The 13,237-nt window shown below is 62.1% G+C and carries 16 protein-coding genes; 4 read left to right on the top strand and 12 right to left on the bottom strand.

What is annotated here, in order from left to right:
* Position 1: 1 nt before the first annotated feature.
* From flgJ to H040_RS04705, 12 genes are all read right to left on the bottom strand, one after another.
* Positions 2–1,168 carry a flagellar assembly peptidoglycan hydrolase FlgJ gene (flgJ, locus tag H040_RS04760; RefSeq protein WP_027921151.1) on the bottom strand — a complete coding sequence of 389 codons (1,167 nt, stop codon included), beginning with the start codon at positions 1,166–1,168 and terminating at the stop codon, positions 2–4.
* Positions 1,169–1,179: 11 nt separating this feature from the next.
* Entirely contained in the window at positions 1,180–2,289 is a 1,110-nt protein-coding gene (locus H040_RS04755) for a flagellar basal body P-ring protein FlgI (protein WP_027921150.1), read from the bottom strand.
* 12 nt (positions 2,290–2,301) lie between these two features.
* Positions 2,302–2,997 carry a flagellar basal body L-ring protein FlgH gene (gene flgH / locus H040_RS04750; RefSeq protein WP_027921149.1) on the bottom strand — a complete coding sequence of 232 codons (696 nt, stop codon included), beginning with the start codon at positions 2,995–2,997 and terminating at the stop codon, positions 2,302–2,304.
* Between the two features lie 61 nt (positions 2,998–3,058).
* On the bottom strand, positions 3,059–3,844 hold the full coding sequence (gene flgG / locus H040_RS04745; RefSeq protein ID WP_027921148.1) for a flagellar basal-body rod protein FlgG: 786 nt from the start codon (positions 3,842–3,844) through the stop codon (positions 3,059–3,061).
* A 47-nt stretch (positions 3,845–3,891) separates the two neighbouring features.
* Positions 3,892–4,632 carry a flagellar basal-body rod protein FlgF gene (flgF, locus tag H040_RS04740; RefSeq protein ID WP_027921147.1) on the bottom strand — a complete coding sequence of 247 codons (741 nt, stop codon included), beginning with the start codon at positions 4,630–4,632 and terminating at the stop codon, positions 3,892–3,894.
* A 228-nt stretch (positions 4,633–4,860) separates the two neighbouring features.
* Positions 4,861–5,046, bottom strand: a complete 186-nt coding sequence (locus H040_RS04735; protein WP_027921146.1) for a hypothetical protein — start codon at positions 5,044–5,046, stop codon at positions 4,861–4,863.
* A gap of 135 nt (positions 5,047–5,181) precedes the next feature.
* Positions 5,182–6,534: a flagellar hook protein FlgE gene (flgE, locus tag H040_RS04730; protein WP_027921145.1), complete on the bottom strand. Its 1,353-nt coding sequence runs from the start codon at positions 6,532–6,534 to the stop codon at positions 5,182–5,184.
* A 31-nt stretch (positions 6,535–6,565) separates the two neighbouring features.
* Positions 6,566–7,273, bottom strand: coding sequence for a flagellar hook assembly protein FlgD (flgD, locus tag H040_RS04725; protein WP_027921144.1), 708 nt, complete (start codon positions 7,271–7,273; stop codon positions 6,566–6,568).
* A 15-nt stretch (positions 7,274–7,288) separates the two neighbouring features.
* On the bottom strand, positions 7,289–7,732 hold the full coding sequence (gene flgC / locus H040_RS04720) for a flagellar basal body rod protein FlgC (RefSeq protein ID WP_027921143.1): 444 nt from the start codon (positions 7,730–7,732) through the stop codon (positions 7,289–7,291).
* A 3-nt stretch (positions 7,733–7,735) separates the two neighbouring features.
* Positions 7,736–8,143, bottom strand: a complete 408-nt coding sequence (gene flgB, locus H040_RS04715) for a flagellar basal body rod protein FlgB (protein WP_027921142.1) — start codon at positions 8,141–8,143, stop codon at positions 7,736–7,738.
* Positions 8,144–8,652: 509 nt separating this feature from the next.
* The gene (gene cheR, locus H040_RS04710; RefSeq protein ID WP_027921141.1) at positions 8,653–9,480 is read right to left on the bottom strand and encodes a protein-glutamate O-methyltransferase CheR; all 828 of its coding nucleotides are present in this window, start codon (positions 9,478–9,480) and stop codon (positions 8,653–8,655) included.
* Positions 9,481–9,531: 51 nt separating this feature from the next.
* On the bottom strand, positions 9,532–10,461 hold the full coding sequence (locus tag H040_RS04705) for a chemotaxis protein CheV (protein ID WP_027921140.1): 930 nt from the start codon (positions 10,459–10,461) through the stop codon (positions 9,532–9,534).
* Between the two features lie 78 nt (positions 10,462–10,539).
* Between H040_RS04705 and flgA the strand changes: the two genes are divergently transcribed.
* The 4 genes from flgA (at position 10,540) to H040_RS04685 (ending at position 13,099) form a co-directional block, all read left to right on the top strand.
* Entirely contained in the window at positions 10,540–11,292 is a 753-nt protein-coding gene (gene flgA / locus H040_RS04700; protein ID WP_027921139.1) for a flagellar basal body P-ring formation chaperone FlgA, read from the top strand.
* A 150-nt stretch (positions 11,293–11,442) separates the two neighbouring features.
* Complete coding sequence (flgM, locus tag H040_RS04695; protein ID WP_027921138.1) at positions 11,443–11,757, top strand: flagellar biosynthesis anti-sigma factor FlgM; 315 nt, start codon at positions 11,443–11,445, stop codon at positions 11,755–11,757.
* A 50-nt stretch (positions 11,758–11,807) separates the two neighbouring features.
* Positions 11,808–12,275 carry a flagella synthesis protein FlgN gene (locus H040_RS04690; RefSeq protein ID WP_027921137.1) on the top strand — a complete coding sequence of 156 codons (468 nt, stop codon included), beginning with the start codon at positions 11,808–11,810 and terminating at the stop codon, positions 12,273–12,275.
* Between the two features lie 80 nt (positions 12,276–12,355).
* Complete coding sequence (locus H040_RS04685) at positions 12,356–13,099, top strand: flagellar brake protein (RefSeq protein ID WP_027921136.1); 744 nt, start codon at positions 12,356–12,358, stop codon at positions 13,097–13,099.
* Positions 13,100–13,237 lie beyond the last annotated feature (138 nt).

The following is a 13,237-nucleotide window of genomic DNA, read 5'->3' as shown; positions in this document are numbered from 1 at the left end:
CTTAAAGTTTCGTTGTGGTACCGAGCATTGCGTAGCTCTCGTACGACTTCATCTGTCTTGCGATCTGCGAGATCTTGCTGGCGTAGTTCGGGTCGGTGGCGTACCCGGCCTTTTGCAGTTCTCGCACGAATTGTTCTGGGTTATCGGCCGACTTCACCGCATCTTGATAGCGCGAATTGTTCTGCAGCAGGCTCACCAGGTCGTGGAAACTGTCCTGGTACGAATCATAGGAACGGAACGCTGCCGTCTCCTTGACGAACCGCCCGTCACGGAATTCGCTGGTGATCGCCCGCGCCGAATCTCCTTCCCAGTTGCCACTGGCCTTGATGCCGAACAGGTTGTGGCTGCTGCTACCGTCACTGTTGCGCATGACCGACTTGCCCCAGCCGGTTTCCAGGGCGGCCTGAGCCACCAGGTAACGCGGGTCAACACCAATGCGCTTGGCGGCCTGCTCGGCCATCGGCAGCATGGTGGCGACGAATTCGTCGCTGTCGGCAAAGGCCTTCTTCGGCGCCAACGGCGGCTGCGCCACGGCGCGGCCGGTGATGCGCAGGCCGTTGTCCGGGATGGCGATGGCCTTGGCCAACTGCTGCCCGTCACGGGCTGGCACGGCAGCGGTATTGGTGGCAGCGGCCGGGCTGGTGGCCGAGGGCACGATACCGGCCAACAGGCGGTCGGTCAGCTTGCCTGGCAGCGCCAGGCGCCGCGAATTGAGGGCAGCGACGTCGTTGCGTGCGGCCGTGGACTGGGTGGCATGCACCGGGTCGGCCACCTTGTTGCCCCACAACGTCGGCGCGGCGCCATCGACACGCGGGAACGGGCTGGTGTTGGCCGGGGTGCTCTTGTTCTTCGACAGCTGGCGCACCAGCACGTCCTGCAGGCCGATACCGCCACCTTCGCGGGACATGCTCACGGCCAGCTGCTGGTCGTACATGTCGCGGTACTGCTTGACCGTCTCGGAGTTCATCGGGTTGTCGTCGGCCAGCACATCGCTGGCCTTGCGCGAGGCCTTGAGCATTTCGCTGATGAACAGCGACTCGAACTCCTGGGCCACCTTGCGCACGTTGGCGTCACTGTCGCGATCACCGTGCTTGAGCGAGCTCAGGCGGTTGAGGTCGGTGTAGGCACCGCTGTCGGCGTGACTGGAGACCAGGCTTTTCGAATTCATCCGTGGCGTCCTCAGATCACGATCAGGTCGGCCTGCAAGGCGCCGGCCTGTTTCAATGCTTCAAGGATGGCCATCAGGTCGCCCGGTGCCGCGCCGACCTGGTTCACCGCGCGGACGATCTCATCCAGCGTGGTCCCCGGGCCGAATTTGAACATCGGCTTGGCTTCCTGTTCGGCATTGACCCGCGAGCGCGGAACCACCGCCGTCTGGCCATTGGAGAATGGCCCCGGCTGGCTGACGATCGGGTCTTCGGTAATGGTCACGGTCAGGCTGCCGTGGGTCACCGCCGCCGGCGAGACCTTGACGTTCTGGCCGATGACGATGGTGCCGGTGCGCGAGTTGATGATGACCTTGGCCACGGCCTGGCCCGGGTCGATCTCGAGGTTTTCGAGGATCGACAGGTAGTCGACGCGCTGGCTCGGGTCCATCGGCGCGGTGACGCGCACCGAGCCGCCGTCCACGGCCTGGGCCACACCAGGGCCGAGCAGGTCGTTGACTTTGTCGACGATGCGCTTGGCCGTGGTGAAGTCCGGGCGGTTGAGGTTAAGGGTCAGGCTGTTGCCCTGGTTGAAGCCGCTCGGCACGGCGCGCTCGACCGAGGCACCGCCAGGAATACGGCCGGCCGACGGAACGTTGACGGTGATCTTCGAGCCGTCACGACCTTCGGCATCGAAGCCGCCGACCACCAGGTTGCCCTGGGCGATGGCGTAGACGTTGCCGTCGATGCCCTTGAGCGGGGTCATCAGCAGGCTGCCGCCGCGCAGGCTCTTGGAGTTGCCGATCGACGAAACGGTGATGTCCACCACCTGGCCCGGCTTGGCGAACGCCGGCAGGTCGGCATGCACCGATACCGCGGCGACGTTCTTCAGCTGCACGTTGCCGGAGCCTGGCGGCACCTTGATGCCGAACTGCGACAGCATGTTGTTGAAGGTCTGCAGGGTGAACGGCGTCTGGGTGGTCTGGTCACCCGTGCCGTTGAGCCCCACCACCAGGCCATAGCCGATCAACTGGTTGGAACGCACACCAGAGATGCTGGCAATGTCCTTCAGGCGCTCGGCGTGGGCACCGAACGCGCAGGACAGGAGCAGGGTCGCGGCAATCAGCTGCCTAACGTTGAACATGTTCATCCGTACTCAGAAGGGCCAAAGCGGGCTCATGAAGAAGCGGTCCAGCCAGCCGGGCTGGCTGGCATCGGCGAACGAACCGGTGCCCGAATAGGTGATGCGCGCATCGGCCACGCGGGTGGACGGCACAGTGTTGTCGGTGGCGATGTCGTCGGCGCGGATCAGGCCGGCGATACGCACCAGTTCTTCACCGGTGTTCAGGGTCATCCACTTCTCGCCGCGCACGGCGATGATGCCGTTGGGCAGCACCTCGGCGACAGTAACGGTGATCGAGCCGGTCAGGGTGTTGCCCTGGGTGGCCTTGCTGTCGCCCTTGGTGGTGCGGTCACCGCTGTAACCCGCTTCCAGCGACAGGTCGCCGCTGCCAAACGGGTTGTTGGTGTTCGGGTTGGAGCCAAACAGCGAAGTCAGGCCGATGTCAGCCTTGCTGTTCTTCTGGATCTGCGAGCCTGCGTTCTTGCTCGCCGAGGTGCGTTCGTTGAGGGTGATGGTGATGATGTCACCCACGCGGAACGCTTTGCGGTCGGTGTACAGGCCCTGCTCGAAACCGGCCTGGTAGATCGAACCGTTGTTGGCTGCGGCCGGCAGCGGGGTGCGCGGCAGAACCGGCGCATAGTACGGGTCGTTCGGCTTCGGCGTCGGCGCGACGCAACCTGCCAACACAACCGCCCCCCCCAGGGCGAACACAGACAACAGACGCTTCATGACACTTACCTCACGGTGTAACGGGAGTAGAACCTGGACCAGGGCTTGCAACTGCCGGGCTTTAGAGCTGCTGAGTGACGAACGACAGCATCTGGTCGGCGGTGGAGATGACCTTGGAGTTCATCTCGTAGGCGCGCTGGGTGGTGATCATGTTCACCAGCTCTTCCACGGTGCTGACGTTGGAGTTTTCCAGGGTCTGCTGCAGGGTGGTGCCGAAGCCGTTCAGGCCAGGGGTACCGACCTGTGGCGCGCCACTGGCAGCGGTTTCCAGGAACAGGTTGTCACCAATCGCCTGCAGGCCGGCCGGGTTGATGAAGTCGGCGGTCTGCAGGTTGCCGATGACTTGGGCAGCCGGGTTGCCGGCGGTGGTGATCGACACGGTGCCGTCCTGGCCGACAGTGAAGGTCTGGGCGTCGTTCGGCACCACGATCGCAGGCTCCAGGGCAAAGCCCTGGGCGGTGACGATCTGGCCATCGGAGTTCAGGTGGAAGGTACCGTCACGGGTGTACGAAACGGTGCCGTCCGGCTGCAGCACCTGGAAGAAGCCACGGCCGTTGACCGCCATGTCCAGCGGGTTTTCGGTGGTCTGCAGGCTGCCGGTCTGGAAGTTCTTCTGGGTGCCGACAATGCGCACACCGGTACCGACTTGCAGGCCCGATGGCAGCTCGCTGTCCTGGGTCGACTGCGCGCCTGGCTGACGCTTGATCTGGTACAGCAGGTCGGCGAACTCGGCGCGGTCACGCTTGAATCCGGTGGTCGAGACGTTGGCCAGGTTGTTGGAAATGACGGTCAGGTTGGTGTCCTGGGCGGACAGGCCGGTTTTAGCGACCCAAAGAGCCGGAAGCATCAGTATTCTCCTCGTGCGCCTGTTTTACGGCACCCGTTCAAAGTTGGTTAGCCGATTTGCAAAACACGCGCCATGGCTTCATCGCCTTCCTTGGCCGCGTTCATCATTTTCACGTGCAGCTCGAACTGGCGGGACAGCGCCAGCACCGAGGTCATTTCTTCCACGGCGTTGACGTTGCTGCCTTCGAGGAAGCCCGACACCACACGCACATTGACGTCGGCGGCAGCCGGTTGGCCGTTCTGTGTGTGGATCAGCCCGTCCAGGCCCTTGGTCATGCTCTTGATGTCCGGGTTGACCAGCTTGATGCGGTCGACCTCGGCCATCACCCGCGGGTCTTCGCCCATCGAGCGGATGCTGAGGGTGCCGTCGGCACCGACCTCGACCTTCTGCTCTGGCGGAATGGCAATCGGGCCACCGTTGCCGATTACCGGCATGCCGTTGCCGGCGCGCAGCACGCCAAGGGCATCGATGTTCAGGCTGCCGGTGCGCACGTAGGCTTCGCTGCCATCCGGCGCCTGCACGGCGATGAAGCCCTGCCCGGCCACGGCCACGTCCAGGTCACGCCCGGTCTCGACCATCGGCCCTTCGCTGAAGTCGGTGGCCGGGCGTTCGGTCATGGCAAATGCCCGCGACGGAAAGCTGTCACCGAACACAGGCATCGAGCGAGCCTGCTCCAGGTCGCGCTGAAAGCCATTGGTGGAAACGTTCGCCAGGTTGTTGGCATGGGCCTTCTGCGCCAGCGCGTTCTGGCTGGCGCCGGTCATGGCCACGTAAAGCATCTTGTCCACAGTCATCCTCCGCTGCACTGACGATCGTTTGCCGCTCGCCGCTGCTGTGCAGGCTCTAAAGCAAGTTCCGAACCAACTTTTTGAATTCACGAAAAAGCCCGTGAATACGGGCCTTTTCGGGGTTTTGCGATTGGCGTGCCGCCGGATATCCGGCGCCGGGTTGCCGATAGCGGCAAACCTGTACCGGCCTCTTCGCGGGCAAGCCGCGAAGAGGCCGGTACAGGTGAATCAGGGCTCGCGGCAACCGCCATTGCTGTAAGGGCCGGCGAATTTCCTCCAGCCATCACCCGGCGACCACTGCGAGCACACCAGCCGGCCATCCGCCTGGCTTTCCCAGCGCCACCAGGGCGCGGTGCCGGCCTGGGCCTGGTACAGGCAGAAAGCGGCGATCAGCGTGATGACCAGTTTGTGCATGCTTCCTCCAAGTCGCCGGGAGCGCTTTGCGCCCCTTTCGCGACACAAGGCCGCTCCTGCCAGGCACCGCGTAATCCTGTGGGAGCGGCCTTGTGTCGCGAAAGGGCTGCGCAGCAGCCCCCTACCCAGCGACCATCAGGTCATCTGGATGATGGTCTGCATGATGGTGCTTTCGGTGGAGATGGTCTTGGCGTTCGCCTGGTAGTTGCTCTGCGCCTTGATCAACTCGACCAGCTCCTGGGTCAGGTTGACGTTCGAAGCTTCCAGCGAGTTGGACTCAACGCTACCCAGGGTGCCAGTCTTCGGCGAGTCGATGCCGGGAATGCCCGAAGAATAGGTTTCGGTCCAGCGCGTGCCGCCAATTTGCTGCAGCCCCTGCTCGTTGGCAAAGCTGGCCAGGGCCACCTGGCCGATGGCGCGAGACTGCTGGTTGCTGAAGCTGGCGAACATCACGCCGGTGGAGTCGATCGACAGGCTCGACAGGATACCGGTGGCATAACCATCCTGGGACTGCGACATGCGCGCGGTCTCGGTGTTGTACGAGCTGGTGCTGTTCATCGACAGGCGCATGCCGTTGGCGCTCTCGGCCGAACCGTTGGAGGCCCAGTTGCCTGCTGCGTCCTTGGCGGCCGGGATCCAGCCCTTGAGGGTAAAGGTGTTGTTGGTCACCGCCCACTCGGCGTTGGCCGGAGCACCCGGCGGAATGCTGGCCGGGTCGGTGGCCATGGACGCCACGCTACCGTCGGAGTTGAAGGACATGGTCGCTTCCAGCGGCGCAGTGGAAGTCGGGTCCATCGGGTTGCGACCGTCTACCAGGGTGTACATGGTCCACTGGTTCGTACCGGTCTTGCGGTAGAACTGCTCCATGGTGTGCTCGTTACCCTGACTGTCGTACACCTTGGTCGGGAAAGACTTGGTGTAGGTGGTGTCATCCGCCGGGTCGAACGTTGGGCCGGCAGGGGTGGCTCCTGGCAGCGGGATGATGGTCGCTTCGGAGTTCAGGTTGATGCCCTGGTCGATCAGGGTAGTGGCCTTTGGCGCAAGCGACGAGGTATCGATCTTCAGGTCGGTCAGCACGCCGCGCTTGATGTTGCCGTTCTCGTCAGCGGCATAGCCCTGCAGACGCAAACCGTCCGAGGTGACCACGTAGTTGTCCTTGCTGTTCTGGAAGGCGCCGGCACGGGTGTACACGCGCGCACCGTTGTCGGACAGCACGAAGAAGCCCTGGCCCTGGATACCCATGTCCAGCACGTTGCCGGTGTTGTTGACGTCACCCTGGCTGAACTGCTGGGAAATCGCCGCCAGGCGCACACCGTTGCCGACCTGGTTCTTGCCCACGCCCAGGCGGTTGGCGCCGGCGTACACGTCGGCGAATTCGGCGCGCGAGGATTTGAAGCCAGTGGTGTTGACGTTGGCAATGTTGTTGCCGGTAACGTCCAGCTGCTTGTTGGCTGCGTACAGACCGCTAAGGCCGATATTGAAAGACATGCTGTTGCTCCTTTTTGCCGTTCTGTCGGCCTTAGATACCGATGGTTTGTACGTCGGACAGGGAAACCTTACCCACGCCCGCCAGGTTCAGCACCATCTCGCCGGTGGTGTTGAAGCTGACACTGGTGACCTTGGCTGGCAGCAAGGTATTCATCTGCACCGCCTTGCCGTCCACCGTGGTGGTGGCAGTGAAGGTGTAGGTACCCGGGTCGACTTTCTCGCCCTTGTTATTGGTGCCATCCCAGATGAAGTCGCCGTAACCGGCCTTCTGCTCGCCCAGCTCGATGGTCTTGACGGTGTTGCCATCCTTGTCGGTGATGGTGACCTTCGCTTCGCTGATGGCCTGCGGCACTACAAACTGTGCATTGAAGCTGTCAGCGGTATCGACGATCGCCTTGTCGTTCTGCACGATCACCGAACGACCCACCAGCGAAGATGCCTGCAGCGCCTGCGACGAGGCCATGGCACTGGTGATCGCACTGACCGACTCGTTCAGCGAAGTAATGCCTTCAAGGCTGCTGAACTGCGCCAGCTGGGCGACGAATTCGCTGTTGTCCTGCGGATCCAGCGGGTTCTGGTTCTGCATCTGGGTGACCAGCAACTGCAGGAACGCATCCTTGCCCAGGGCCTGACCACCGGTCGCGGAACTGGTCGTGGAGGTTTTCTTGGTGCTGGAGCTGACACCGGACGCCGCGATGACGTCGTTGAGGTTCACACCGCTGCTGCTATCGACTGCCATGGTCTGGATTCCTTATCACTGACCCAGGGTCAGTACTTTCTGCATCATGTTCTTGGCGGTGTTCATCAGCTCGGCGTTGGTCTGGAACGCACGGCTGGCAGAGATCATGTCAGCCATCTCCTCGACCACGTTGACGTTCGGGTAGTAGACGTAGCCGTCCTTGTTCGCCGCCGGGTGGTTGGGCTCGTAGCGCGCTTCCAGGTTGCTCTGGTCTTCGACGATACCCTTGACCTGCACACCCTGCCCCGCCTCGCCCTGGTCCTCGAACAGCGACTGGCTGACGCCGCTTTGCGCGTTCTGGAAGGTGGTGGCAAACACCGGGTGGCGCGCACGGTAGGTCTGGTCGATGCTCGACGACACGGTCTCGGCGTTGGCGATGTTCGAGGCGACGGTGTTGAGGCGGGTGTTCTGCGCGCTCATGCCGCTGCCGGCGATGTTGAAAACACTGGAAAGGGACATGAATTACTCTCCGCGCAGGGCCGAAACCAGCCCTTTGAATTTACTGTTGAGCAAGGTGAAGCTGGCCTGGAAGCCAATGGCGTTCTCGGTGTAGTTCGACTGCTCGATCTGGGCGTCCACGGTGTTCTGGTCGATCGACGGCTGGGTTGGCACGCGGTATTGCACCGTGTCATCAGCCATCGCCAGGCCTTCGGCCTCGATGTGGCGGCTGTTGGTGCGGTCCATGGCGAAGCGGCCGCCCTGCTGCTTCTGGCTCTCGGCGGCGAGCACCGAAGAGAAGTCCATGTCACGCGCCTTGTAGTTGGGCGTGTCGGCGTTGGCGATGTTGTTGGCCAGCACTTCGGCGCGCTGGGCGCGGAAGCCCAATGCCTTTTCGTGAATGCCAAGCGCCTTGTCGAAACTGATGCTCATGTCGGGGAAACCTTCGAAGGTTGGCCGGAATTTCGTTGAGCAAGGTATAGCAAGGGCTGTGCCAGAATCCTCAAACCCCGGAAACACTGGGCTGCGACGCGGGTGACTGATGGCGCGATGCCAGAAAAGCGGCAAAGTGCTTCCGCCTGGCGAAGCGAAAGCGGCAATTGCCGGGCGGCAAAAGGGGCAAAACAAAAAATTGACGTCAGATGAGGGGCGCGGGTGATTGGCGTTGGATGTGTGTCGTTTTCGAGATCGAGCGCCGCCCGCGCGGCGCATCGCGGATAAATCTGCTCCTACATTTGTTGCAACGTAGCCATGCCTGTGAGGCCAAGGTTGTCAGCCGGTTTGCACGACTCAAGACCTGCGCCAAGGCTGGCAACCATGGCGTAACAGGTTCGGCACGTTGCAACAAATGTAGGAGCGGATTTATCCGCGATGCGCCGCGCGGGCGGCGCTCGATCTGATAGGCGCAGAAAGCATCAAGGCGAACACCTGTCAGCCCAAACTCACTTGGCCTGGTAGATGATCCCCGGACTGCACTGGACCATCTGGTAATGGTCCGGCAACCCGTTCAGCGCTTCCGAGGCGCCGAGGAACAGGTAGCCCCCAGGCTTCAGCGTGCTGTGGATACGCATCAGGATGTCCTTCTTCACCTGCGCCGAGAAATAGATCAGCACATTGCGGCAGAACACGATGTCGAACTTGCCCAGGCTCGCATAGCTGTCGAGCAGGTTGAACGAGCGGAACTCGACGCGGCTGCGGATCGCCGGCTTGACCGCCCAACGCCCCGGCGCCTTGGTGTCGAAGTAACGCTGCAGGCGCTCCTGGGACAGGCCACGGGCAATTGCCAGGCTGTCGTACTCACCGGTCTTGCAGTTGGTCAGCATCGAGCCGGACAGGTCGGTGGCAACGATCTGCGCCCCCATCTTCAACTGGCCCAGGTTGCTGCGCTCGAACTCGTCGATGGCCATCGAAATCGAGTAAGGCTCCTGCCCCGACGAGCAGGCCGCCGACCACATGCGCAGGCGCTGGCCGGGATTGTTCCTGATGAACTCGGGGATGACCTTGTTCTTCAGCACTTCGAACGGGTAGGTATCGCGAAACCATAGGGTCTCGTTGGTGGTCATCGCATCCACCACCTGCTCGCGCAGACCGCCCCGCGGCTGGGTCTGGATACGTTGCACCAGCTCGCCCAGGCTCTTGATGCCCTGCTGTTCCATCAGCTTGTTGAGACGGCTGGAAACCAGGTACTGCTTATTCTCCCCCAGCAGGATGCCACAGGCTTTTTCCAGGAAGACCCTGAACTGTTCGAACTCCAAATTACCCGTAGACACTACTGCCGCCTCTTTTCAATCACTGGTGCCGGGGGCATGCCCCCGGCTGCTTCAATGCGTTGCCTTGATCCGGTCGACCACGCGCTGGGCCAAGTCGTCCGGCTTGAACTTGGCCAGGAAATCATCGGCCCCGACCTTCTTGACCATCGCCTGGTTGAATACTCCGGACAACGAAGTATGCAGGCAGATGTGCAATTTTTGCATGCGCGGGTCACTTCGGATCTCCGCGGTCAGCGTATAGCCGTCCATTTCCGGCATCTCAATGTCGGAGATCATCATCAGGAACTCTTCTTCGGGCTTCTTGCCCTCGTCCACCAGCTTGCGCAGGTAGTCCAGAGCCTGCCGGCCATCGTTGAGCGCCACCACTTCCACACCCACCGTCTGCAGGCAACGGCTGACCTGCTTGCGCGCCACCGACGAATCGTCGACGGTCAACACCCGCAGCAGCGTGGCCTTGTCCTGCACCTCGGCATCGACCACTCCGGCAGACACCGACTCGGACGACGGCGCCACTTCGGCCAGCACCTTCTCCACGTCGATGATCTCGACCATGCGGTTGTCGACCCGGGTGACGGCGGTCAGGTAATGATCGCGGCCGGTACCCTTGGGTGGCGGATGAATCTCTTCCCAGTTCATGTTGACGATGCGCTCGACAGAGTGCACCAGAAAGCCCTGGGTCTTGGTGTTGTACTCGGTGATGATCACGAAACTGTTGCGCGTGTCTTCCTGCAACCCTGGCAGGCCGGTCGCCATCGACAGGTCGAGGATCGGGATGGTCGCCCCGCGAATGTTAGCCACGCCTCGCACCACCGGGTGCGACCTGGGCAGCACGGTCAGCTCAGGGCACTGCAGCACCTCGCGGACCTTGAATACGTTGATGCCGTAAAGCTGCGCCCCGTTGAGACGGAACAGCAGCAACTCCAGGCGATTCTGCCCGACCAGCTGTGTGCGCTGGTTGACTGAATCCATTACCCCCGCCATGCCTGACTCCTTATGCTTTCTGCCTTTTTGGTGCTACATGGTCACCAAGTCGGCACGGGCTTTGCTTTTTTGAGCGCCATGTACACGAAAACGACAAATTTCCGACGACTGACGCACCTGCTGAGCGGCTCGCTCGCCGTGCTGTGCCTGCTGGCACCCGGCGTTCGCACGCTGGCGGACGCGGTTACCTTGCCTGAACAGCTTATCGGTGTCACCCAAGGGTTTCTTGAATTCAGCGTCGAAGATTACCTGGCCACCACCCAGACCCCAGGGCGTTACGAAATCCAGGTCAACCCGCTCGACCCGCGCCTGCGCATGCCGCTGTGCAGCCAGCAGCTGGACGCCTCGCTGGAAAGCCCGGCGCAACCACTGGGCCGGGTTACCGTGCGAGTGCGCTGCGACGGCAGCGCACCGTGGACGATTTTCGTGCCGGCCACCGTACGGTTGTTCCGCGACGTGGTGGTGGTGACCCGCCCACTCAAGCGCGACAACCTCATCGGCGAGGGCGACGTGGCCCTGCGCGAACGCGACGTCGGCACATTGCCCCAGGGTTTTCTCACCGACCTCGACCAGGCGGTTGGCATGAAGATGCTGCGCCCGACGGTGCTCGACCAGGTCCTCACGCCGCAGCACCTGGAGCAAGCCGAGGTGGTGCGCAAGGGCGATCATGTGGTGATCACCGCGCGCAGCGGCTCCCTGAGCGTGCGCATGCCTGGCGAAGCCTTGGCCAAGGGTGGCCAGGGTGAGCAGATCCGCGTGCGCAACCTCAATTCGCAGCGGGTAGTCAAAGCCCGGGTCACAGGCCCCGGCCAGGTCGAGGTCGCCATGTAGATTACGCTGGCGGTGTGCAACTGCTTTTCCTAAACTGTGCGGAAACGGGTTCGCGAGCTTGCTGACAGGCGGCTAAGCATTTGTGCCTAAAGTTTCTTTCGGGTTGGCCGAAAACAAGGCAAGCGTCCAAATACCCAGAGGTTTCTGATCATGGTCATCGACTTCAGTCGTTTGAATAACTCTCCGTCGGTTACGGGCGGCGTTCGTGGCAATGCCACGCCTGGCAACGCCGAAAAAACCGGCGAAACCCAAGACGCGCCAAAAAGCGCCAGCGCCAGCGGAGAAGCGGTACACCTCAGCCAAGAGGCCCAGCAGTTGCAAAAGGTCAGCGACAAGCTGCGCGACCAGCCCGTCGTCAACAGTGCCCGAGTGGCGCAGTTGAAACAGGCTATCGCAGACGGCAGCTACCAGGTCGATGCCGGCCGGGTCGCCAGCAAACTGCTCGATTTCGAAGCCCAGCGCTGACCGTTCGGCGCGCTGACTTCACGGACGCTATGTAAAGCCAAGAGTTAGCCATGCACGACATCACCTTGCTGCAACTGATCGAAGACGACATCGCCCCGACCCAGGAACTGCTCGACCTCCTCCAGCAGGAGTCGATGGCCCTGCACGGCCGCGACATGGCACCGCTGGAGGGCATCCTGGCCCGCAAGCAGTCGCTTATCGTCCTGCTCGAGCAGCAAGGCATGCGCCGCAGCAACCTGCTCACCAGCCTCGGCCTCAGCGCCAATCGCGCCGGTGTGCAGGCACTGGCGGCGCAGTCGGACAACGGCGAGCTAATCATGCAGCAGCTCGAAGTGCTGAACCAGCTGATGAACGACTGCCAGAAGACCAACGAGGCCAATGGCCGGATCATTCAGGTGCAGCAGCACGTCACGGCAAACCAGATCAGAATCCTCCAGGGCGGTGAAGCACCATCGCTCTATGACAGCCGTGGCACCACTTCCCCACTTGCCAAGCCCCGGGCGCTCAGCCAAGTGTGATTACTTCTATCAAGGCACGGAACATACTGGCAAAATGCCGTTACTTGCGTGTGTCGTTTTTGCCTGGAGATTGAAAACCCGTGTTCAATGAAACCGATGCCCCGCAACCGCCAAAGGTGCTGAACACGCCCTTGGAGATCGCGGCCAACCTGCGCCAGCTGCAAGAAAGCCATGATCCACTGATCATCACCTTCCACGAGCGCAGCCAGCGGTTCCAGAGCTATGTGGTGCATGTGGACCGTGACAGCAATACCCTGGCACTGGACGAAATGATCCCGCGCGATGGCGAAAAATTCATCGAGAACGGCGAACCGTTCCGCGTTGAAGGCTTCCACGACGGCGTGCGCATCGCCTGGGAATGCAATCACGAACTGAAGATCAGCGAAGTCGACGGGCACCGCTGCTACCGCGGCGCGATGCCGGAAGAGATGACCTACCACCAGCGCCGCAACGCCTTCCGTGCCGCGCTGAAGCTGTCGCAACTGGTCGACATCATCCTCGACGGCAGTTTCCTCAAGGGCAACGGCGCCCTGCGCGGCAAGCTGCTGGACATTTCCGCCACTGGCTGCAAGCTGCGTTTCGAGGGCAACGTCGAGAACTGCCTGCAACTGGGCCAGGTGTACGAACGCTTCAAGGCCAGCAACCCGCTGGGGCTGGTCGACACCATGGTCGAGCTGCGCCACTTGCACTATGAAGAGCGGATCAACACCACCTTCGCCGGCGTGCGCTTCCATAACCTCAATGGCCAGGCGCAGCGCAAGATCGAAAGCTTCGTGTACCAGCTGCAGCGTGAAGCGCGGCGGTTCGATAAAGACGATTACTGATCGTTTAGCCGCAATCATTCCCAGCATACCGGCCCAGGCGTGCTGGGCGTGCAGGTTGCGCCCTATGCGTTCAAGGAAGACCTTCCCGCTTCTGGATCCCCCCCTTGCCTAAATAGGATTTCTGCGTCGCCCTGTTTC

Source organism: Pseudomonas sp. URMO17WK12:I7, assembly GCF_003269045.1.
Classification (GTDB): domain Bacteria; phylum Pseudomonadota; class Gammaproteobacteria; order Pseudomonadales; family Pseudomonadaceae; genus Aquipseudomonas; species Aquipseudomonas putida_J.
The sequence above is the reverse complement of the archived record's forward strand: the minus strand, read 5'-3'. Positions and strand labels throughout refer to the sequence as shown.